The sequence below is a fragment of the Bacillus sp. EB106-08-02-XG196 genome, assembly GCF_013396335.1.
Lineage (GTDB): Bacteria > Bacillota > Bacilli > Bacillales > Cytobacillaceae > Neobacillus.
Window position 1 is genome coordinate 259,282 of sequence record NZ_JABWSY010000006.1, and the last position, 22,673, is coordinate 281,954.

Annotated in this window: 22 protein-coding genes and 1 pseudogene; 14 read left to right on the forward strand and 9 right to left on the reverse strand. The window is 36.5% G+C overall.

Annotated features, from left to right (window positions below; genetic code table 11):
- Nucleotides 1-12: 12 nt before the first annotated feature.
- Entirely contained in the window at nt 13-2,160 is a 2,148-nt protein-coding gene (locus MLOOGBEN_RS11750) for an ATP-dependent Clp protease ATP-binding subunit (RefSeq protein WP_179158431.1), read from the reverse strand.
- Between the two features lie 202 nt (nt 2,161-2,362).
- Here MLOOGBEN_RS11750 and MLOOGBEN_RS11755 point away from each other — a divergent pair, with 202 nt between their 5' ends.
- A complete protein-coding gene (locus MLOOGBEN_RS11755; RefSeq protein WP_179158432.1) occupies nt 2,363-3,415 on the forward strand; it encodes a YkvI family membrane protein in 1,053 nt (350 codons plus the stop codon).
- Nucleotides 3,416-3,458: 43 nt separating this feature from the next.
- Here MLOOGBEN_RS11755 and MLOOGBEN_RS11760 read toward each other — a convergent pair whose 3' ends face one another.
- Complete coding sequence (locus tag MLOOGBEN_RS11760; RefSeq protein WP_256989062.1) at nt 3,459-4,067, reverse strand: CPBP family intramembrane glutamic endopeptidase; 609 nt, start codon at nt 4,065-4,067, stop codon at nt 3,459-3,461.
- Nucleotides 4,068-4,221: 154 nt separating this feature from the next.
- Between MLOOGBEN_RS11760 and MLOOGBEN_RS29205 the strand changes: the two genes are divergently transcribed.
- Nucleotides 4,222-4,341 (forward strand): DUF6254 family protein, encoded by a 120-nt coding sequence (locus tag MLOOGBEN_RS29205; RefSeq protein WP_221820470.1) that lies wholly within the window; start codon nt 4,222-4,224, stop codon nt 4,339-4,341.
- A 43-nt stretch (nt 4,342-4,384) separates the two neighbouring features.
- Here MLOOGBEN_RS29205 and MLOOGBEN_RS11765 read toward each other — a convergent pair whose 3' ends face one another.
- Entirely contained in the window at nt 4,385-4,573 is a 189-nt protein-coding gene (locus MLOOGBEN_RS11765) for a YkvS family protein (protein WP_090758199.1), read from the reverse strand.
- Between the two features lie 221 nt (nt 4,574-4,794).
- Between MLOOGBEN_RS11765 and MLOOGBEN_RS11770 the strand changes: the two genes are divergently transcribed.
- From MLOOGBEN_RS11770 to MLOOGBEN_RS11810, 9 genes are all read left to right on the forward strand, one after another.
- Nucleotides 4,795-4,989, forward strand: coding sequence for a hypothetical protein (locus MLOOGBEN_RS11770; protein WP_179158433.1), 195 nt, complete (start codon nt 4,795-4,797; stop codon nt 4,987-4,989).
- Nucleotides 4,990-5,054: 65 nt separating this feature from the next.
- Entirely contained in the window at nt 5,055-6,545 is a 1,491-nt protein-coding gene (gene glpK / locus MLOOGBEN_RS11775) for a glycerol kinase GlpK (protein WP_179158434.1), read from the forward strand.
- 35 nt (nt 6,546-6,580) lie between these two features.
- Entirely contained in the window at nt 6,581-8,236 is a 1,656-nt protein-coding gene (locus MLOOGBEN_RS11780) for a glycerol-3-phosphate dehydrogenase/oxidase (RefSeq protein ID WP_179158435.1), read from the forward strand.
- Between the two features lie 361 nt (nt 8,237-8,597).
- Nucleotides 8,598-8,864, forward strand: a complete 267-nt coding sequence (locus MLOOGBEN_RS11785; RefSeq protein ID WP_179158436.1) for a phosphocarrier protein HPr — start codon at nt 8,598-8,600, stop codon at nt 8,862-8,864.
- Nucleotides 8,864-10,576, forward strand: coding sequence for a phosphoenolpyruvate--protein phosphotransferase (ptsP, locus tag MLOOGBEN_RS11790; protein ID WP_179158437.1), 1,713 nt, complete (start codon nt 8,864-8,866; stop codon nt 10,574-10,576). Before MLOOGBEN_RS11785 ends, ptsP begins: the two co-directional genes overlap by 1 nt.
- A gap of 112 nt (nt 10,577-10,688) precedes the next feature.
- A complete protein-coding gene (locus MLOOGBEN_RS11795; protein WP_179158438.1) occupies nt 10,689-11,474 on the forward strand; it encodes an SDR family oxidoreductase in 786 nt (261 codons plus the stop codon).
- A 91-nt stretch (nt 11,475-11,565) separates the two neighbouring features.
- Nucleotides 11,566-12,039 carry a hypothetical protein gene (locus tag MLOOGBEN_RS11800; protein ID WP_179158439.1) on the forward strand — a complete coding sequence of 158 codons (474 nt, stop codon included), beginning with the start codon at nt 11,566-11,568 and terminating at the stop codon, nt 12,037-12,039.
- A 156-nt stretch (nt 12,040-12,195) separates the two neighbouring features.
- On the forward strand, nt 12,196-13,074 hold the full coding sequence (locus MLOOGBEN_RS11805; protein WP_179158440.1) for an NAD(P)-dependent oxidoreductase: 879 nt from the start codon (nt 12,196-12,198) through the stop codon (nt 13,072-13,074).
- 68 nt (nt 13,075-13,142) lie between these two features.
- Nucleotides 13,143-13,322, forward strand: a complete 180-nt coding sequence (locus MLOOGBEN_RS11810; protein WP_095247833.1) for a hypothetical protein — start codon at nt 13,143-13,145, stop codon at nt 13,320-13,322.
- Between the two features lie 132 nt (nt 13,323-13,454).
- Here the strand turns inward: MLOOGBEN_RS11810 and MLOOGBEN_RS11815 are convergent, their stop codons facing one another.
- The 3 genes from MLOOGBEN_RS11815 to MLOOGBEN_RS11825 all read right to left on the reverse strand — a co-directional run bounded on the left by MLOOGBEN_RS11815 (nt 13,455) and on the right by MLOOGBEN_RS11825 (nt 15,624).
- Complete coding sequence (locus tag MLOOGBEN_RS11815; protein ID WP_179158441.1) at nt 13,455-14,612, reverse strand: aminotransferase A; 1,158 nt, start codon at nt 14,610-14,612, stop codon at nt 13,455-13,457.
- A gap of 168 nt (nt 14,613-14,780) precedes the next feature.
- The gene (locus tag MLOOGBEN_RS11820) at nt 14,781-14,981 is read right to left on the reverse strand and encodes a hypothetical protein (RefSeq protein ID WP_179158442.1); all 201 of its coding nucleotides are present in this window, start codon (nt 14,979-14,981) and stop codon (nt 14,781-14,783) included.
- Between the two features lie 166 nt (nt 14,982-15,147).
- Nucleotides 15,148-15,624, reverse strand: coding sequence for a YkyB family protein (locus MLOOGBEN_RS11825; RefSeq protein ID WP_218781149.1), 477 nt, complete (start codon nt 15,622-15,624; stop codon nt 15,148-15,150).
- A gap of 240 nt (nt 15,625-15,864) precedes the next feature.
- Between MLOOGBEN_RS11825 and MLOOGBEN_RS11830 the strand changes: the two genes are divergently transcribed.
- Nucleotides 15,865-17,994, forward strand: coding sequence for an EAL domain-containing protein (locus MLOOGBEN_RS11830; RefSeq protein ID WP_179158443.1), 2,130 nt, complete (start codon nt 15,865-15,867; stop codon nt 17,992-17,994).
- A gap of 32 nt (nt 17,995-18,026) precedes the next feature.
- Here MLOOGBEN_RS11830 and MLOOGBEN_RS11835 read toward each other — a convergent pair whose 3' ends face one another.
- From MLOOGBEN_RS11835 to MLOOGBEN_RS11845, 3 genes and pseudogenes are all read right to left on the reverse strand, one after another.
- Entirely contained in the window at nt 18,027-18,905 is an 879-nt protein-coding gene (locus tag MLOOGBEN_RS11835; RefSeq protein ID WP_179158444.1) for a metallophosphoesterase, read from the reverse strand.
- A gap of 406 nt (nt 18,906-19,311) precedes the next feature.
- Nucleotides 19,312-19,673 (reverse strand): annotated as a pseudogene (locus MLOOGBEN_RS11840) (transposase); the annotation flags it as partial.
- 328 nt (nt 19,674-20,001) lie between these two features.
- Nucleotides 20,002-20,820, reverse strand: coding sequence for a C39 family peptidase (locus MLOOGBEN_RS11845; protein ID WP_256989056.1), 819 nt, complete (start codon nt 20,818-20,820; stop codon nt 20,002-20,004).
- A gap of 158 nt (nt 20,821-20,978) precedes the next feature.
- On the opposite strand from MLOOGBEN_RS11845, the gene MLOOGBEN_RS11850 reads away from it, so the two are divergent.
- Nucleotides 20,979-22,190: an EAL domain-containing protein gene (locus MLOOGBEN_RS11850; protein WP_179158445.1), complete on the forward strand. Its 1,212-nt coding sequence runs from the start codon at nt 20,979-20,981 to the stop codon at nt 22,188-22,190.
- Between the two features lie 68 nt (nt 22,191-22,258).
- Nucleotides 22,259-22,498, forward strand: coding sequence for a hypothetical protein (locus tag MLOOGBEN_RS11855; protein ID WP_179158446.1), 240 nt, complete (start codon nt 22,259-22,261; stop codon nt 22,496-22,498).
- Nucleotides 22,499-22,673: the final 175 nt, after the last annotated feature.

The window sequence follows — 22,673 nt, forward strand, 5'->3', positions numbered from 1 at the left end:
TCGCTTTCCTTATTAATAAACTTCTATATTTCCTGAAGTTACTTTCAGAAGACCATCTTCGACGATAGCGGATAAAAGATTTTCCTCAGGCTGATCTAGAATAAAGTCTGCGATTCTATCCTCTATATGCTCTTGAATCACTCTACGAAGCGGACGTGCACCAAATGCTGGATGATAGCCTAACTCTGCTAGTTTTTCTTTTGCTTCTAGGGTAATAGTAAATTCAATATTTTGTTCTTTTAGGGTTTCCTGTAAATCATTTATCATTAAATCAACTATTTGCATGATATTTTCTTTATTAAGGGAGTTAAATTCTATAATACTATCAAAACGGTTTAAAAACTCTGGCTTGAAGAAGCTGCCCAGTGAATCTAAGATAGAAGTTTCTGCTATTGCCTCATTCGTACCGAAACCAACATGAACGGTTTTGTGTCCTACCCCAGCATTGCTAGTCATGATAATAACAGAATCCTTAAAGCTAACGGTTCTTCCTTGACTGTCTGTTAGACGCCCGTCCTCGAGAATCTGCAAAAACATATGCTGGACATCTGGATGGGCTTTCTCAATTTCATCTAATAAAATAATACTGTATGGATTCCTTCGTACTTTTTCAGTTAGTTGCCCAGCTTCGTCATGACCTACATAGCCTGGCGGTGAACCGATTAGTTTCGAAATGCTGTGTTTTTCCATGTACTCACTCATATCGAGTCGAATCATTGCTTCAGTTGAACCAAACAATTCTTCGGCGAGTGTTTTGGAGAGCTCTGTTTTACCAACCCCCGTTGGACCGACAAAAAGGAAAGAGCCAATCGGACGATTCTTTGATTTCAAGCCGGCACGGCTTCTCCTTATGGCCTTTGCCACCTTTTCAACAGCTTTTTTCTGACCGATGACTTTTATATTTAGACTTTCTTCAAGGTATTTCATCTTTTGCTGCTCATCTTCTTGTAATTTACCAACAGGAATACCGGTCTTTTGTTCAATAATTTCTTGGATATGTGATATCTCGATAACCGGTCTACTGAATTCAGATGTTTCATTTAATGACTTTTCTAGCTTAGCTTCTTCGTCACGAAGTGTTGCAGCTAGTTCATAGTTTTCATTTTTAAGAGCCGATTCTTTTTGAAGGGATATTTCTTTTATTCGGTTCTCAATCTGCTCCTTGCCATTACCATCTGAAGATAGGTTTAATTTAGAACCTGCTTCATCTAGTAAGTCAATAGCTTTATCCGGCAGGAAACGATCTTGGATATAACGGTGTGACAACTGAACACATGCTTTTAGTGCAGCATCAGAATAGCTTACTTCATGAAAGTCCTCATATTTTTTCTTTATTCCTTTTAAAATTTCAATGGCTTCCTCGGCTGTTGGTTCTGCAACCTGAACGGGCTGGAAACGACGTTCTAAAGCAGCATCTTTTTCAATTTGACGATATTCCTTCAAAGTAGTTGCACCTACTAGCTGAAGTTCACCTCGTGCGAGAGCTGGTTTTAAGATATTACCGGCGTCCATAGACCCTTCAGCTGAACCAGCCCCCACTAGGAGATGAATTTCATCAATGAACAGGATAATATTTTTACGCTCCTGTAATTCAGCAATCAATTGCTTCATTCTTTCTTCAAACTGACCGCGAATACCAGTGTTGGTGACTAAAGAAGCAACATCTAGCAAATAAACTTCTTTATTTTTTAATTTAGCTGGCACTAGTCTATCGACAATTTTCATTGCTAGACCTTCGGCGATAGCGGTTTTCCCGACACCAGGTTCACCAATTAACACCGGATTATTTTTATTACGGCGATTCAATATTTCAATAATCCTTTTAACCTCTTCATCACGACCAATCACTGGGTCAATCAGACCGGCTTTGGCCATATGGGTTAGATTTCTCCCGAATTGATCAATAAAGCCACCTCCCTTACGCTCGCCAGCCTGCTGCTGGCTATTTGGCTGGATCATTTCATTAGGCTTCATATTCAAAAATAAATCTTCTAAAGGAAAACCAGGGAAGTAACTCATTTTAGGTACAAACCCAGAATTGATTTTATTTTTATTAGCAGCATAACATTCATGACACAGCTTCATATCACTATGAGATCCGTTAAAGTTTAGTTTTAATTGAACAGTGGCTTGGTTTTCTTTACACAATTGACAAAGCATAAAATAAACCCTCCTAAAATAAAATAGTTATTTTTTGACTTTGACTATATTTGACCTTATGCAAATAGTATACTTTGACCTTTTTTGACTTTCAAGTAGTCTGCTTATGGTAATATCTTCAAAGGAGAATTTGTATTCATTATAAAAAAGCTCGTCTTTGTTTGTCCCTTCGCTCATATATTGTATTTAAGGGGGAGATGAGGTGAAAAGAAATTGGTCAGCAGCTTTCCAAATCGCCGCAGTCTACGTTGGTACAGTTGTCGGTGCGGGATTTGCTACAGGAAGAGAAATCGTTGAGTTTTTCTCACGGTTTGGCTTCATTGGGTTTTTAAGTATTTTATTGAGCGGCTACTTCCTTATCGTATTAGGGTCAAAGTTGATGAGAATTGCTGCTCGGATTAATGCCGTTTCGTATCAGGAATTTAATGTACACTTGTTTGGGAAATGGGCAGGCAGGGGTATTAATATAATCATGCTTTTTATGTTATTAGGAGTAAGTGCAGTAATGCTTGCAGGTGCAGGAGCCGTGTTTGAGGAACAATTAGGTTTCTCTAAGAATTTAGGAGTGTTTATAACTATTTTTTTATCTTTTTTAGTTATGCTTGTTGGTACAAAGGGGCTATTTGCAGTCAATTCATTTGTGGTTCCCATTATGATTTGCTTCAGTCTTATGTTAATGACACTTTCTATTAAACAGCCAGATTTTTTAAATCACTTATTATTTGTACCCCATGCAGAAGATGGTTGGAAAAGTATCTTAGCACCTTTTTCTTATACAGCTTTAAACCTTGCTTTGGCACAAGCTGTGCTAGTTCCGATTGCAAATGAAATTAAGGATGATTGGACCATCAAATGGGGAGGGATTTTAGGAGGGACAGCATTAACTGTCATTTTAATTTCAAGCCATTTCACCTTGATTATGCTGCCAAACTTAGAGATTTATGAGATACCGATGGCGATAATTATGAAGCAGATAGCACCATTTTTTTATTGGATATTTGTCCTTGTTATTTATGGGGAAATTTTCACTTCAGTCATTGGAAATGTGTTTGGACTCGATCGTCAGTTAAAACAATTTGTTAATGTCCCTACTTTCGTAACGATTTCTTTTATCTTTATCGTTTCTTATATCATCAGTCTTATTGACTATAGTAAACTTTTGTCTAATCTTTACCCATTGTTTGGCTATATTAGTCTTATCTTTTTTATCCTTTTATGGATGAAGCCTCTAAACGATAAAGTAAATAAATCATAAAAATAGGAAAAGCATTGTCCATTACTTTAGACAGGTGCTTTTCCTATTTTAACGGTAAAATAATAAAAATCATAATGTCAAAAACAATATGGGAAACAATGACTAAAGGCATACTTCTCTTCCATAAATATAGTGCACCCCACATAAGCCCTGACAGGAATGCTGCAAGCATTAACATTAGTGTACCTGAATAAACATGAACGGAAGCATAAAGCAGTGAACCAATAAAAATACTCGTTAATGGTCCGAAGTAATGAAGCAGTCTTTTTTGAACAAACCCGCGCCAAAAGAGTTCTTCACCAGGAGCTGCCACTAAAATTAGTGCGAGGTATTGCCAAAATAATTCAGGAGCAAACCAGCGATAAAGTTTATTAACACTATTTCCAAAAGGCAGATTTAGAAGGTCAAAGGCTTGAATCCCCATCCAAAAAACAAAATAGAGGATTAATCCTGTTACTGTACCAATAGAGAGATATTTAAAAAATGATGCTTCATCATCCACAGCTTCTTGAAACATCGCATAAGTGATTAAAACAAGGAGTGAGCCAGTGAATATATACCAGAATATTGCCCGGTCATAAAAAGTGAAATACATAAGAGCGTGGGAAATGATTAACCCAGTAATCAGCCGAGGATCAAAATAACGATTCATCAAGTATCGATTACCTCCTTTCTAACAATAAAATTTATTTTAACAAAAAAGAATTATGAAAGGAAATGATTACATTCACACTTTTGAATGATTTCACTAATAAGAATGAAGAAATTGAAAAAAATAGTAAGGTGAATGGAAAGGAGGCAGGACGATGAGCAAATCTAAAAGTCAACAAGAGCGGGAATGGACTGTTCGTAAACAAGACCAAAATCCTCATGGAAAAGTAAAATCAAAAGACCAGTTACTAAAAGAAGCTGGACAGGATAAGTAAATAAAAGGCAGCCATTGGCTGCCTAATCTACAAAGTTATGAAATTAATAAGCGCTTTCTTTTACTATCTTATAATTTTTATGGTTGACAACTGTCCGCTGATCCAATTCTAGATCACGATAATTATCCATTAATGTCAGGTCGACTATGACAGAATTTTCATTTACCTTTTCTACAATCCCTTTTAATCCGCCACGGAATTCAATGATATTTCCAACTTCTGCTTTTTTCATAAGTCTCTCTCCCTTTACTTGACAAATTGTATATACTTATTTACATAACAGTTTGCACTACTTTCATAGTTTCGTAAAGGATTTTATTTGACAATTTAGTTAATTATTTGTAAAAATTGCAATCGTTTTCATTTATAGCCTTATTTTCATGGGAATAAGGGGCAATTGTTGACTATTATCATGAATCTTACTATAAAATGTTAAAAGAGGTGATGAAGAATATGCAGGAACAATATGTGATCGATATTTTAGAAAAACTTAAATCAGGTGAAATTTCAGAATACTATGTTAAGAAGGAAGACTTTATGGAATTTCGTCAGTTCCTTGTTAAAAGGGATGACTTTAAACATTTTCGCGGCATAGGCCAGCGGGGTGGAGACGTATTATTTCAATATTTGGAAGAGCCTAGAAGCTAAAATTAGAATTACCCATCTAGTTTTATTAATAGAAAATAAACCATATAGTGAATAGGGGGATTTCTTTGGAGACATTTATTCTCTCTATAGACCAAGGTACAACAAGCTCGAGAGCTATTCTATTCAATAAGCAGGGGAAAATTGTTTTTTCTGCACAAAAAGAGTTCACTCAGTATTTTCCTAGACCTGGCTGGGTGGAACACAATGCTAATGAAATTTGGGGTTCCGTACTATCTGTTATCGCTGAAGTTTTGTCTGAATCGGGAATAAAACCAGAGCATATCGCTAGTATCGGCATCACCAATCAAAGGGAAACTACTGTGATTTGGGATAAGGAAACAGGAGAACCGATATATAATGCAATCGTTTGGCAATCAAGGCAAACAAGTGATATTTGCGAGGAATTGAAAACAAATGGATTTAGTGATCTTTTTCGCTCGAAAACGGGTCTTCTTATAGATGCCTATTTTTCAGGAACAAAAGTAAAATGGATTTTGGATCATGTCGATGGAGCGCGTGAAAGAGCAATGCAAGGCAGGCTTTTATTTGGAACGATTGATACTTGGATTGTTTGGAAGCTATCCGGAGGCCGTGCACATGTAACCGATTATTCCAATGCATCAAGGACACTAATGTTTAATATATATGACCTCCAATGGGACGATGAATTATTGAAGATATTGGATGTTCCCAAATGTATGCTTCCAGAAGTGATGCCCTCCTCTCAAGTTTATGCGAAGACCGTGGATTATCATTTTTTTGGCAGGGAAACACCAATCTCCGGGATTGCTGGAGATCAGCAGGCAGCACTTTTCGGGCAAGCATGTTTTGAGCCGGGTATGGCTAAGAATACGTATGGAACAGGTTGTTTTATGTTGATGAATACTGGAAATAAAGCAGTTCGGTCAGAAAACGGCTTATTGACAACTATCGCCTGGGGGCTGAACGGGAAGGTCGAATATGGTCTTGAAGGAAGTATCTTTGTTGCAGGATCTGCTATACAATGGCTCCGTGATGGTTTGAGGATGTTTAAGGAAGCTAAGGATAGTGAGTCCTATGCTGGCAGAGTGGATTCCACGGATGGTGTATATGTTGTTCCTGCATTTGTTGGCTTGGGGACACCCTACTGGGATAGTGATGTACGAGGTGCTGTTTTTGGCTTAACAAGAGGCACAACGAAGGAGCATTTTATCAGGGCCACTCTTGAATCATTAGCCTATCAAACCAAAGACGTACTTTCAGCTATGGAATCAGATTCCTTAATACAACTGAAAACACTTCGCGTAGACGGTGGTGCTGTAAAAAATAATTTGTTAATGCAATTCCAAAGTGATATTTTAAATGTACCAGTTGAAAGGACGAAAGTAAGTGAAACAACAGCGCTTGGAGCAGCCTATTTAGCTGGCCTTGCAGTAGGATTCTGGGAAAGTCAGGAAGAAATATCAAAGCAATGGGAAATCGATAGAAAATTCATACCGAAAATGGCAGTAGACCAGCGTGACGGCCTATACAATGGCTGGAGAAAGGCCGTGAAGGCTGCGATTACATTTAAATAAAATTGGTAGTCTTTTTCTATTTAGGAGGAAAAGTGATGAAATTTTCTAACATAAATAGAAATGAAATGATTGATAACTTGAAAAATATGGAATTTGATGTTCTAGTTATTGGCGGGGGGATTACTGGTGCAGGGATTACACTAGATGCTGCAACTAGAGGTATGAAAACAGCACTAGTTGAAATGCAGGATTTTGCTGCTGGTACATCAAGCCGTTCAACCAAATTGATTCATGGCGGACTTCGTTATTTAAAACAATTTGAAGTGAAAATGGTAGCTGAAGTTGGTAAAGAAAGAGCAATTGTTTATGAAAACGGTCCTCATGTAACAGAACCTGTATGGATGTTACTTCCGATTTATAGAGGAGGAACCTTTGGAAGGCTGAGCACATCGATAGGGTTAAGACTTTATGATTTTTTAGCAGGGGTAAAAAGTATTGAGCGAAGAACCATGTTAACAAAAGAACAAACATTAGAAAAAGCACCATTATTGAAGAAGGAAGGCTTAATGGGGAGCGGCTGTTATGTTGAATATCGTACGGATGACGCTCGTTTGACAGTGGAAATAATAAAAGAGGCATATCGATTCGGCGCAGCTCCAATAAATTATACAAAAGTCGTTAACTTTGTTTATAAAAATCAAATGGTTGCCGGTGTCATTGTTGAGGATCAGTTAACAGGAGAAAAATATCAGATTTGTGCTAAAAAAATTATTAATGCTGCGGGTCCATGGGTGGAAGAAGTGCGTGAACTCGATCATTCTAAAAATGGGAAAACCCTGCAATTAACCAAAGGTGTCCATCTTGTAATAGATCAAAGCCGTTTTCCCTTGAAGCAATCCATTTATTTTGACACCCCTGATGGAAGGATGGTATTCGCTATCCCTCGTGAAGGAAAAACGTATGTTGGCACAACGGATACTTTTTATAATCAAGATAAGCTCCAGCCTTTCATTACTAATAACGATCGAGAATACTTAATCAAATCAATTCAATATATGTTTCCTAAGGTGGCAATCACCGAAGATGACATTGAGTCAAGCTGGGCTGGGTTACGACCGCTCATTTATGAGGAAGGAAAGGCTGCATCGGAAATATCACGTAAGGATGAAATTTGGGAGTCTAAAACTGGTTTGCTTACGATAGCTGGAGGAAAATTAACGGGTTATCGAAAAATGGCAGAGGCCATTGTTGATCGAATATCAGTAAGTCTAGGGAAGGAAAAAAGTATCAGTTATCAAAACTGTAAAACAAAGAATTTGCCTATCTCTGGTGGCCATGTAGGAGGATCGGATAATTATCCTGCTTATACCATTGAAAAAACAGCTAAGGGTATCGAAAAAGGACTTACTTCATTAGAGTCAGAACAGTTAGCTCTCATGTATGGTTCCAATGTTGATGAGGTTTATGATTTACTATTGGAGAATAAAAATGATGCGTTAAAATACGGCATTCCAAACCAGTTGTTTGCAAAGCTAGTGTATTCCATTCAATGTGAAATGGCTGCAACACCAATAGATTTCTTTACAAGGAGAACGGGTTCGGTTCTTTTCAATATTAGTGATGTCCACGGCTATAAAAAACAAGTAATAGAATATATGACCGAAAAATTAAAATGGGATGATACAGCCAAAGAAAAATACACAGAAGAATTAGAAACAGCCCTGAAAATTGCAACTGGTACTGTCGATTGATAGCAGGACAAAAAATTAAAAAGCTAAACGAAGACAATGAGCTGCCTAAAAGGTCAGCTTATTTCTTTTTTTACAAAATTAGGCTATTATTTATGGCAAAATAGTGAACTTTTTCAAAAAAACAAGATGTCGATTTTTAAATGCGCTTACATAAATGGTTTTATGTTGTCTGTATTGTTCGAAAATGTTATCCTAGCAATTGTATGAATTTCAAAAAATAAATGGGACGTGCTGTTTACATACTTCATATTCTCTTGGAGATAATATAACAATTAGTTCAGTTAAACTTATCTGACTAAATGTTGTTAGATATGTAATAGCGAGTGTCATTTTACATTAACGAGAAGGAGTTTGATTTAACATGGCAGAAAAACAATTTAAAGTAACAGCTGATACAGGGATCCACGCAAGACCTGCAACCCTGCTTGTACAAACCGCGAGCAAATTTGATTCAGAAATCAATTTAGAATATAAGGGTAAAAAAGTTAACTTAAAATCTATTATGGGTGTCATGTCTCTTGGAATTGGCCAAGGAGCAGATATCTCAATTAGTGCAGAGGGCAGTGACAGTGAAGAAGCAATAAGAAGCCTTAATGAATTATTGAAAAAAGAAGGACTGGCTGAGTAATGACATTTTTACAGGGAATCGCTGCTTCCAATGGCATTGCCATTGCAAAAGCATATCGGCTAGTGGAACCAAATTTATCATTTGAGAAACAGACAATAGAGGATGCAGATTCAGAGGTATCTCGTTTTAAGGAAGCTATAGAGAAATCTAAAGCAGAACTTGAGGCAATTCGAGATCGCGCTCAGGTTGAACTTGGTGCAGATAAAGCAGCTATCTTTGAGGCACATTTACTTGTGCTAACTGACCCAGAACTAAATGGACCAATTGAAGATAAGATTAAGTCAGAAAAAGTAAATGCAGAAGCTGCATTAAAAGATACAGCAGACATGTTTGTTATGATGTTTGAACAAATGGACAATGAGTACATGAAGGAACGTGCTGCTGATATTCGTGATGTTACAAAGCGCGTTCTATCACATTTACTAGGTGTACAATTAGTAAATCCAAGTATGATCGCTGAAGAAGTAATTATTGTAGCCGAGGATTTAACACCATCCGATACTGCTCAACTAAACCGACAATACGTATTAGGGTTTACAACTGATATTGGCGGACGTACTTCTCATTCTGCGATTATGGCTCGATCCATGGAAATTCCAGCAGTAGTAGGAACAAAAAGTGCTACAGAAGATATTAACAATGGTGATTTAGTCATTGTTGATGGTCTTAAAGGTGAAGTACATATTAATCCTACTCCTGAACTAGTGGAGGAATACCGTAACATTCATCAGCAATATGAAGCTCAGAAGACAGAATGGGCAAAGCTTGTAAATGAAAAAACGGTATCAGCGGACGATCATCATGTTGAATTAGCCGCTAATATTGGTACTCCTAATGACTTAAAGGGAGTAATCGAAAACGGTGGAGAAGGTGTAGGACTTTACAGAACTGAATTCCTTTATATGGGAAGGGACCAGCTTCCTACTGAAGAAGAACAATTTGAGGCTTATAAGGCTGTATTAGAAGGTATGAATGGTAAGCCAGTGGTTGTTCGTACATTAGATATCGGCGGCGATAAAGAGCTTCCATACCTTCAATTACCAAAGGAGCTTAATCCCTTTTTAGGATTCCGGGCAATTCGTTTATGCTTGGAGGAGCAGGATATTTTCCGTACCCAGCTTCGTGCACTTCTTCGTGCAAGCAGTTATGGTAATTTAAAAGTAATGTTCCCGATGATTGCAACCTTGGATGAATTCCGTGAAGCGAAGGCAATCCTTGAAGAGGAAAAACAAAAGCTTATTTCTGCTGGCCAAAAGGTTTCCGAAGATATTGAGCTAGGGATTATGGTTGAAATTCCTTCAACTGCTGTTTTAGCTGATCAATTCGCTAAAGAGGTTGACTTCTTTAGTATTGGAACGAATGATTTAATCCAATATACAATGGCGGCAGATAGGATGAATCAGCGTGTATCCTACCTTTACCAGCCATATAGTCCGTCTATTCTGCGATTGGTGAAGATGGTTATTGATGCTGCACATGCAGAAGGTAAATGGGCTGGGATGTGCGGTGAAATGGCTGGAGACGAAACAGCGATCCCACTTCTTCTAGGTCTAGGATTAGACGAATTTTCAATGAGTGCAACGTCTATCCTAAAAGCAAGGTCTCAAATTAAAAAGTTAAGTAAAGCCGAAATGGAGAAGCTTGCCACTCAGGTTTTAAATATGCAAACAACTTCACAAGTAATTGAAGCAGTTAATGCTGCAACAAAATAATACTTTATTTCAAAGAGGCAGAATGATTCTGTCTCTTTTTGTCGTACATGTTTTATGAATACGAGGAAATTTTTAGTATAATAGAAATAGACAAGTTAAAGGGGGATGTATGATGGATTTAAATCTTAGCGGGAAAACAGCGCTCGTAATTGCTTCCAGCCAAGGGCTGGGATATGCTATCGCACAAGCGTTAGTAAAAGAAGGAGCCAATGTAATGATTTCAGGCAGAGATGAGGAAAAACTTAAAAAGAAGGCTGAGGAATTAGCATCCATCGGGAAGGGCAGTGTTGAATTCCAAAAAGCAGATATTACAAAGACAGAAGATATTAAACTACTTGTATCAAAAACAATAGAAACATTTGGAGGTCTTCAACTACTTGTTAATAATGCAGGGGGGCCGCCTGCTGGAACTTTTGAGGACTTAACAGATGATGAGTGGCAAAGTGCATTTGAATTAAATTTATTATCATATGTACGTGTCATTCGTGAAGCATTGCCCTACCTAAAAAAGGATGGAGGAAAGATTCTTAACATCGCTTCATCTTCAATTAAAGAGCCAATACCAGGCTTAATACTCTCTAATACCTTTCGAACCGGTATTGTTGGACTATCTAAGTCATTAGCATCTGAATTTGCTTCCTACAATATCTTAATCAATACAATCGCGCCAGGTCGCATAGCAACTGATCGTGTTAAGCATTTAGATCAAATTAATGCGGATAAACAAGGAGTCGACATAAAAACGGTTGAATTATCAATGAAAGAGACAATTCCTCTTAAGAGATATGGAACACCTGAGGAATTTGCCAACGTAGCAGCTTTTCTTCTATCGGATGCTAACACCTATATGACAGGGAGTTCGTTTTTAGTTGATGGGGGCATGATTAAAGCTATTTAACCTCATAGTTATTATTCCAATAATCAACCTCATTTTACGTTTATTACCAAAAATATTTGGTTAAGGTAAAAACATAAAGGAGTGTTTAAACATGCGGAGAAGTAGAAAAATGGTTTTTGTTCTAGTGTGTATCATGTTTATTGGAACTATCCTTACTGGTTGTGGATTACCCCTATCAAAAGAACTAATTGTAAATCGTTACGCCGATGCCTTGTTAACGAAGAATAATGAACTTCAATTCCGTTTTAGAATTAATAATGAAATTTTAGATAGACATGAGTTATATAAAGTAAAGGTTACGATACATGATGATCAGCTTGTTGCTGCAATTGGTAAACGTGAAATCATATACGGAGAAGAGCAAGTTTTAAATGGGGAATATTTAGAGGTAAAGGGAAAAAGTGAAAAGTATATTTTTATGGATCCGCTCCCCCTTAAGGAAGACTTACACATTCATGAAATAGAGAATATGATTGAGAAAAACCAAGCAGTTTCGATTGAAATATACAATAATCAGGAAGTTTTTGGACGTGTCTACTTAACAAATTTTTCATCAGAGCTTTGAAATTTGTGTTTATCATGATTTGAACTAGGAGAAACTATGTAGGTGCATAAATTTGGAGATTGAGCACGATAACCGGAAAGTACTTAGTTCCGGTTTTTTTGCGTTATTCCATATATAATAAAAGGTGAAAATTCGTGATCGGAGGATTGATTTATTTTGTTAACTCCAGAAAATACTGTAATTGGTTTTATTGGGACAGGTGTTATGGGAAAAAGTATGGCTGGGCATTTAATGGCAGCTGGGTATCACTTAATTGTTTTTTCAAGAACTAAGGAAAAGTCAGATGAACTAGTAGAAAAAGGCGCTATTTGGGTAGATTCGCCAAAAGAAATGGCAGAGAAGGCTAATGTTATTATTACAATGGTTGGCTATCCTTCTGATGTGGAAGAAATCTATTTAGGTGAAAATGGCTTAGTTAATCATGCAAGACCAGATAGTTATCTCATCGATATGACGACTTCCGCTCCTTCACTTGCAAGGAGAATATATGAGGCTGCAAATGAAAAAGGTATTCATACTATTGATGCCCCTGTCTCTGGCGGTGATGTTGGTGCACAGGAAGCGAAACTGTCCATTATGGTAGGCGGAGAAGAATTAGACTTTAAAGCGATAAGACCACTTCTAAGTCTCCTGGGAACAAATATTGTTTATCAGGGAAAAGCAGGTGCAGGACAGCATACAAAAATGTGTAATCAAATTGCGATAGCTTCAAATATGATTGGTGTTTGTGAGGCCATCATTTATGCCGAAAAAGCAGGATTAAATCCAGAATCAGTGTTAAAAAGTATTACCACTGGCGCTGCTGGAAGCTGGTCATTAAGTAATCTTGCTCCAAGAATGCTGAACGGGAATTTTGAACCAGGATTTTACATAAAACATTTCATTAAGGATATGAAAATCGCCTTAGATGAAGCAGAGCAAATGGAAATGAAAGTTCCTGGTTTAGCATTGGCAAAATCGCTGTATGATCAACTTACTGTAATGGGCGAGGAGAATAGTGGAACACAGGCATTATATAAATATTGGAAGTCCTAATACGAGTTGTATAAATTCCTCCCATTTTCAAAAAATAAGCTAGAAGCTGAAATAGGAGGGAACTTTATATGGCTAAACGAACAAAGAAGAATGACCCGCAGCAAAAAAATAAAAAAGGATTTGATTCTGCTGTCTTAAATGAAGAATTTGCTCATGAAATGGGATCAGCAGCAACAAATAAAATTCATAAAGATAAAGCAAAAAAAGAAAAAGCATCCAAAAATAATGGACAATACAAAGGTCAATAACAGACGTACCCTCACTTTTTAGCAGTGAGGGTGTTTTAATTATTTGGCTATGTTAAAGCTTATTATATATTTTGGCACTCTGTTGATTTGTGCGGAAAGCGAAGCGCCTGGAGCACAAATCAACAGCCAAGTTTAAAAGAGCCGATTATTTAAAAATTGCTCCATTCGATTTAACCCAATTTCCAGCGTTTCAAGTGAACAGGCAAAAGAAAGTCTAAAATAACCTTCGCCGAATTCTGAGAATGCACTTCCAGGAACTACTGCTACCTTTGCTTGATGGACCATCTCAAGAGAAAAGTCAAAACTATTCAAAGGGATTGAATCAGGGATTTTAACAAAGAAATAAAATGCCCCATCTGGCTTAACTACACTTAGCCCCATTGCAGTAAGACGATTGTAAACATAGTCTCGTCTTTGGATATATTCCCTTTTCATCGGGATAGCATCATCCATTCCCGTGGTTAATGCTGCTAAAGCTGCTTTCTGAGCAATTGAATTAGCACAGGATACATTGTATTGATGTACCTTTAATATGTGCTTGGTAATATCTTTAGGAGCAAATAGGAAGCCAATTCTCCACCCGGTCATCGAATGAGATTTTGACAATCCATTAATTACGATTGTTTTCTCTTTTAAAAAGGATGCAATCGAAAGATGGTGCTGATCATAAGTGAGCTCGCTGTATATTTCGTCTGCGAGGACAAAGATTTCTCTCTCTTTCAAGTAATCAGCGATTTCTTTTAACTCAATCTCAGTGAGGCTTACTCCTGTTGGATTTGATGGGTATGGCAAAACAATGCAGCGTGTCTTGTCGGTAATATAAGGCTTAATCATTTCTAACGTAAATCGGAACTGATTCTTCCTTATATCAACATGAACTGGAAGTGCTCCACACATACGAACAATCGGTTCATATCCTGGATAAATAGGCCCTGGCAGGATGACTTCCGTACCTTCCGTTAGAATGGTTCTAAACGATATATCTATTGCCTCACTTGCACCCATTGTGACAATTACTTCAGAATCTGGTTCATAGGAAAGACGATATTTCTTATTAACAAAATCGCACGCGGCAGTTCGTAGTTCAGAGATTCCAGCATTAGGTGTATAGGAAGTGAAATTTTCCTCTATTGCATGGATGCCGGCTAGCTTGACATGCTCTGGTGTTTGAAAATCTGGCTGACCAATTGTAAATGAAATAACATCGTCTATGTGTGCTACCATATTATAAAATTTTCTAATTCCTGAAACTTCTATGCCTTGAACTTTGGTATTAATTAAATGCTCCACCCTTGTTCATCCTTCCATTGCTTTCATGAATACTCTGATTATAAACAGATTTATAGAAATATTCTACAATAATGGACAAGGGAGTGCAGTGAGAATATAAAAACAGCCTGAATGATAATCAGGCTGTTCTTAAAGGGGGGGGAGTTTATATCAAATTATAGAGTATTATTAATAACCATAGTCCCAATCAACTTCATCTTCATGCCAGAAAACGGGAGAGACGGAATCGAAAGTAACAATTTTATTATCTACCTTGCAGCTGCATTGAACACAGCCACATTGGTTTTTTATTTCTTCGAATACTGTCTGCTCAACATCTTCAATAAATGTAATCCTCTGCTCTTGAAAAAGAATCGCTGTCCCTTTCATGTCTAAGGCACCTCTTTATGATTTTTGTCTTCTTATGATTGTATTGTAAACCTGTTGGTTAAAAGGGTCTATGACTTGTGAGTGAGTTCACAAAATTATCAATAAGCTGTAGCGAAATTATGTACAAAATAAAAATACGTAAAAGAGCCAGTTAAATTTGGCTTTTTTACGTATATCGTTCTCCTAACTTTTTAAAAATCGGTTTTTGATATGGACGGTTTTTTCGATGATTTGAAGGTGGCTGTTCCATTTCTGTAATGCCGGTATATAGCTGTAATATGCCTTTTGCTTGGTTAAGAGAAAGTGAGGTTTTTGGATTTCTCACACTTCCATCTAATTTCCCCAAATGAGGAAGCTCAGCAAAATCAGACTTAGAAGGTGGAATATGAAAAGTATAATGGCCGCACTGAACGAGGACATCCGACTGCTGTTTGCTATTACGAGGATTTTCCGAAAAATGAAGTCCTATTTTTTTTGCCTTACCTTCATCTATTAATTTTTTTAATGATTCATGCTTTAGTTTATATAAATATTTGGGGTTTGGTGCTGTTTTTGCATGGCGATTAACAATAAAAAGAGCTTGTGAGAGGTTATCTATCGTTAGCTTTCCCTTTGGATGGGGGATTTCCCTTTCGTGAGTCAAGATATGTACTCCTTTCTAATTAAAAACAGAGTAAACCTATTTCCTATAATTTCCATATATTATTTTAGGTTTTTACGGTCAACTTAAGATATAATTGACAATTTAGAAGTTTTAGTGAAATAGTCTTTATTTTCTTTAAATTATTTATCTTTATTATGATTTAATTGTAAAATAGAAATACAAGAAAGTAAAAACATTATTGTAAAAAATGAGAACTTTTTACGTTTAAAGGATGAGAAAATGGATTTCAAAAAAGAATCTAATAAAGAATTAATAATGGATACTGTTAATAAGAAAATCCAAAAAATTATTTTTGATATAATATTTCAGCATCTCCAGGATATGGTTTATGTGATGAAGGTAGAAGAGGGTCCCTCTTTTCGTTATCTGTTTGTTAACGAGGCGGGTTTGAAAAAAGCAAACCTTCCATTAGATATTATTGGTAAAACGATGATAGAGGTTCTTCCCTATGAATTCGCCATCAATCTACAAAAAAATTACCTAAAATTATCACAAAAAAAAGAAATTATTTGCTTCGATGATGTTTTTTATTTTGAAGATGGCAGAAAAATTTATGGGGAAACCATCCTTACCCCAATATTTAATGAGGAAAAACGGATTAGCTATGTGGTAGCGGTTACAAGGGATGTTACAGCATGGTCGATTGAGAAAAATAAGATTATCGAGAGTGAACAACGATTCCGCTCCATTGTGGATAATAATTTAGATGCTATTTTTATGATAAGTCTTGATGGGCAAATTCTTGAGGCCAATCCCGCAGCAATTAAAATGACAGGCTATGCAGAACAGCAAATGATGAATAAGCCTATTTATAACCTTATAAATGAACGAGATATGGTTGAATTTAAAGCCCAATTAGAAAAAACATATACAGGGTATGCTTTAGAATCCTTAAATTATAAACTCTTACATAGTAATGGCCAATTACTCATTGTACATCTTAAAACGGTCCCCATTGTTATTCATGGTGAAATTAGTGGTGTTTACGTTATGTGTAAAGATGTTTCAGAGCAAGCAAAAAACATGGAAACAATTAAATTTATGGCCTTTCATGATCAGTTAACCGGATTGTTAAACAGACGAGCCTTGCTAGAACATCTAAATGACCTCATCAATCGTTCTGAAACAAAAAGGAGGGAATTTGCCTTACTTTCAATCGATTTGGATCGTTTTAAATTCTTAAATGATACACTTGGTCATATAGCTGGTGACGAAATTCTTAAAAGAGTTTCAGAACGCTTAGCACAATTTCAAAATGAGAACTGTTTTGTTTATCGACAAGGGGGAGATGAGTTTAGCATCCTTCTAGTCAATATAAACCGTGAGTCAACAGTTAAATTTGTTCAAAAGGTTTTTGCACAATTTGTCCAATCCTTTTACTACAATTCACAGGAGTATTACATTTCACCAAGCATTGGCATAAGCATGTATCCGAATGATGGAAAGGATGCAGAAATGCTCATCAAAAATGCGGATGAGGCAATGTTTAGGGTTAAAGAGAAAGGAAAAGCACATTATCAGTTTTATCGAAGTGATATGAATACTGTTTTCACAAATATAGTGACATTAGAGACAAATTTGCGTAAAGCAATTGATAAGGACGAACTGCATTTGGTATTTCAACCTCAAATTGATATAAATTCTGGTGAAACAGCTAGTTTTGAGGCACTTCTCAGGTGGAATAATGCAGAGTTCGGGTGGATCTCTCCAAGTTTCTTTATCCCATTAGCAGAGGATACCGGTTTAATTATTTCGATTGGCCATTGGGTAATTGAAAAAACATGCAAGCAGATTCAACATTGGAATAACCTTGGCTATCATGATATCAGGGTTGCTATAAATATTTCTGCAATCCAATTTCAACAGCATAATCTTGTTAATGTTATTCGTTCCATGATTAAGAAATATAGTATTACAGCCTCCTCACTCGAAATTGAGATTACAGAGGGTGCTATGCAGGATACAACTGAAACGATCCCCATTCTAAAGAGATTAAAGCAACTTGGAATTACCATTTCAGTAGATGATTTTGGAACTGGGTATTCCTCCTTGAACTATTTAAAATGCTTTCCGATAGATGTGCTGAAAATAGATCGTTCTTTCATTAGAGATATTCTTGATGATGAAAAAGCAGCAGCGATTACGTCTACGATTATCCACCTAGGGAGAAGCCTCGGATTAGAGGTAATTGCTGAAGGTGTAGAAAATAGCGATCAAGTGGAGTTCCTTAAGAATGCAAATTGCCATAAGATTCAGGGGTATTATTATTCAAAGCCAATCCCCGCAAAAGAGCTAGAGGAAAAGTTTTTATCAAGAAAAAATCTTAAAGGAAATAGCAGAAGCAATTAAAAAATCCTTGCCGATTATTGGGTAAGGATTTTTTAATCTGTTTCCGTTGAAATTAAGGTAAATACAGTTAGTTCTGGTTTTGCCATGAACCGAAATGGGAGTCGTGTTGTGCCGATACCCCGATTAACATATAACGACAATGGATTAATTTCACCAATGGAATAGTACCCTTCGGGATAATTTTGTGCAAAAGGTGGAATGACGAGAGCCCCCACAAAAGGGATTTTCACCTGACCTCCATGACTATGTCCACTTAACTGCCAATGTATTTGATAGGCGGAGGCTTCATCGGCAACATCAGGGGCGTGAGATAAAAGAAGTTTAAACGAGCTCTCTTGTACATTTTTCATTGCTAGTTGTAAATCAGGTCTGCCCAGCATTCGATCGTCTATACCTAATAGAGAAATATAACTTCCATCCATTTGCTTAATAGGGAGGGATTCGTTTAACAGGAGGGTGAAATTAGACATTTCCATAAGATTTTTATAAATTTCTGAACCATAGCCACCATGGTCATGGTTTCCATAAATACAATATTTACCGATTGTTGCTTTTAATTGCTGCAAAATTGGAGGAACTTTATTTATTTCATTATATTTATTTGGCTCGTCCAATAAGTCTCCTGTAAAAAAAATCAAATCAGGCTGTAGTTGATTTATTTTGTCAACTAATTTCTTTAATTGGTTTATATTGTAATGAAAACCTAAATGTGTGTCGCTAAATTGAACAATTTTTACTCCAGTAAAACTTGCAGGAATTAACGAGTGCTTGATTTCAAGGTGATTTATTTCAAGAAGTGAAGGTTCAATTCGATTGGCATAGAAGTAACCGCCTGAACCAAGACCGAAAACTGTAAGAAGTGTACCAAAGGTACTTTTCAGGAAAGATCTCCTTTTCATTTTTTTAGGCATAATTTAATTACCAACCTATCTCCAATTTTTTTCTGTGTAAAAATAGAGTCATTCGTATTTTCTTTAAAAATGGACAATTTTGCAAGCGAAAAGGTAGAATGAATTTTTTGATAAAAAGGTATACAATAGTTCATATTCTAAAATATATAAAAAATTCCTAATAAAAAGCAGCCTTTTGGCTGCTCAGATTGTCGAGAAAGGGTATTTTTCTCGGCAATTTTATATTTTATTAGAGTCTAACCTACGATTTTTAAAAAAATTCGTGCCTGCTAGATGGCCTGTTAATTTCCACTCCAGGTGCTTCGCTTTCCGCGGGCGTGCCGGGAAGCCTCCTCGGCGCTGAAGCGCCTGCGGGGTCTCCCCCTGCCCCGTACTCCCGCAGGAGTCTTCGCACCTTCCGCTCCAATCAACAGGGGAGCATTAAATTAGAATTGCCACACACTTTCTCTAGCCTCGTTAAGAGTGTGGCAATTTTTTTCATGTTTTGGCATGCTGCGGTGAGTAACACTTGTTCACTCGCATTATGCAACCCACGTAACCTACAATAGCGAAGCCCATGCAGTTCTTTCGAATCTGCGAAGCTTCGCTCTACTTTTTCTTTTCTAAATTTGTAAAGTATTTTACCGGACTTCGAAAGTCGGTTAAGTCGAACCTTCTCTTTATGTTCCTCCCAAACATGTCTGTAACCACTTTTGTTTTATTTTTAGACTCTGTCCACTCCTGTAGGAGTGGACAGTCGATACACTTTTTAGGATTAGATTTATATTCCTCTCAGAAGATGATCTTGTGGCACCAAATCATCAATAAAAACAAATTCTGCTTCATTTTGTATCTCTTTTTTTGGCTTAAACATTTAATCCACCGTTCAATTAATATTAATTATATTGTACTAAATTAACGCGGTGAGTCGTAAAAGTTGTTGATATAAAGTCTTCTTTTCTGAAAGATTGTGCCATTATCAATATTGATAGCAAGCACCTGTAGCGGAAAGGAACGGTCCGTTTGTATACAAAAAACGACATTCTATTATAGAAGAGCCAAAATAAAAGACTGTCGAGAGTTTCTCGACAGTCTGAGCAGCCTTTTGGATACTTTTCTATTTATAACTTACCGCCCTGCTTTGAAGTGCTTTCCAGGAAGAGATAAAATTTTCTTTTCCAACTCTTACTTGTTTTCTGCCAGAAAGAGGGTCATTCAAATAAACATAATTTGCATCATAACCCACTAGGACAACGGCATGCAAATCCAATGGTGTTTTAATAACTTGCTGTCCATGATACCAAGACTCCCAGCGATCGGGTAATCGATAATCTCCTGTTGTCCATACCACTACCGGATAACCAGCAGAGACATGCTCTAGAACTCGTTCAAAGGGCTGATTTGTTAAGTTAACAGCTCTGCCTGGGAGTTTTTGATTAACAAGTGCTTCCATTGGCTTATCAAATACTGCATAACCTGCCTGCTTACCGGTCATATCTCCTACAAAACCATCCGCAGGGTTGCCCCAATTTAATATATCACCATTAGAAGATCTTTTGATAGGGTCAGGATCTTTCTGAATAGAGCGATACAAATCCATTTTGTCTGTTTTCACACCAGCAAAGTTTAAAACCATCGCAAGGCTTGTTACTTCACATCCATATCGTAACTCAGGATTTTGTTTAATCAAGACAACATCCAGCATCATTGAATCCTTTTTAGCTGGTTGTGATACTGGCTGGTTTGTTTTTGTAATAGGCTTCGGTTTATTTTCACTATTAGTGGTGGTATTTCTAGTTTTTTGAATTTCAGGTCTTGGTACTTGTTCATAAATTTCTGTGTAGTTTTGCGAATCTGGCTGTTTAGAAACTGTTTCATATGCATTATTACATCCAAACAGTGGAAGGATTGATACTAACAAGCAAAGTTTTTTCAATTGTTATCCTCCATTCTATGGACTTGGTACTATCATTCGGCAGTTTCGAAATGCCTATGATGGTATTCTTTTGGAAAAGAACATGATGTGCAAGTTGAGCGTATTGTATATAAGGTTATGGTATAATGAGGAAAATCTTTTTTGCGGAGGGTGCATAAATGGATGCATTGGATATCCTAACGGATCTTGAAAATGTCATTCCTTATTTTCAACCAATTTTTAGTGCCGATGAGCAGCGTGTAATTGCTTATGAGGTTTTAGGTAGATATCAATCAGAGGGCAGCATCATCAGCTTGGGCAGCTTTTTCCATGATGATAGTATTCCAGACGAATACAAATTCGAAGTTGACCAATTATTAGTTCAAAAAGCGTTAGAACGTGCATTTGATCTTGAAGATGATGTTAGTATCTATTTGAATCGTGATGCCGATTTACTCATGTATCGACATGGAGAGCCATTTTTACAAGAACTGCTGGCTTTTGAAAAAAGAGGCTTGAATTTAAAGAGAATAGTCCTTGAAATTTCTGAAGGTAAATATAAGGGTGATTTTAGTCAGCTAGATCATTTATTACAATATTATCGAACGTATGGGATAAAAGTTGCTATTGCAAGTATAAATAGTGACACAAATTTCTTTGAACGTATTGGCCAATTAGGTCCTGAAATCATAAAAATAAATTTACGTGCTTTAAAATCAAATGCAACGGCTGCAAGCTTTACGGATGTCTTGTTTTCTTTATCATTATTAGCAAGGAAAATTGGAGCCACATTACTTTTTGAAAATATAGAAATGAGTTATCAGCTTCAATTTGCATGGAAAAATGGCGGGAGATATTATCAAGGATTTTATCTGCATCCCCCTGCCCGGGAGTTTATAGAGCGTGAATTACTAAAACAGCGTTTAAAAGGGAAATTCCATGAATTTATCGCATATGAGAAAAGGAAACTGGAAGCAATATATTCAGCAGCAGAATTTTTTCAAAATAAAGTACAAGATATATTAATTAAGAACAAAAAGGCTAATTATGAAGAGTTGTTTTCTTCGCTCATTAAAGAAATGGATCAAATTGCATTTCGGATGTATGTATGTGATGAAGATGGTTTTCAGAAATCCTCGAATATTTTTAAGGGTGAGAGCGGCTGGTATTCCCAAAAAGAATATATTGAAAAGAATTGGAGCTGGCGTCCCTATTTTTTAGAAAATATCATTAAAATGAGAAATGAACGTAAGGGGATATTATCTGATTTATACAGTGATATCGAGACTGGGGAGACGATCCGAACTTTCTCTATTCCTATAAACGGAAGTGATTACTTATTTATTGATATTACCTATCAGTATTTATTCGAGAATGACCAATTGTTATAACTTTACGAGTATAAAATAATTCATACGGTGGAATTTTAATAGAAACATTATTAAAGGAGAAATCGCTCATGAATCTGTTTGTTAATGCTCTTTCAATAGTTATTGTTGGAATTCTTGCGGTTTCGCTTATTTATACATTGTCAGTGGCCAGACAGAAAAAAGCAGTTGAAGGAGAACTGGATACAAAAATAGCTGAGCCAGTACAAAGACATATTTATTTGAGCAATCCGATTTTTTGGGCATATGGAATATTTTTTACCCTAGTTCTATTTATCATCCTTTTTGTTGCAATCACTTTTTTTCGATAGGGCCTCATTGAGGCCTATTTTTTATAAAGATTTTTCGGGGAGTTACCTTAGAAATTTTAATAATTTGTGGGTTAATGTCTATTTCTGATGTTTTTTTGCGATTTATTTTTGCAATTATCAGGAATATTTGTTGTTAAAATGAATAATAACCTAAATCTTTTACCGGGAGGAGGAA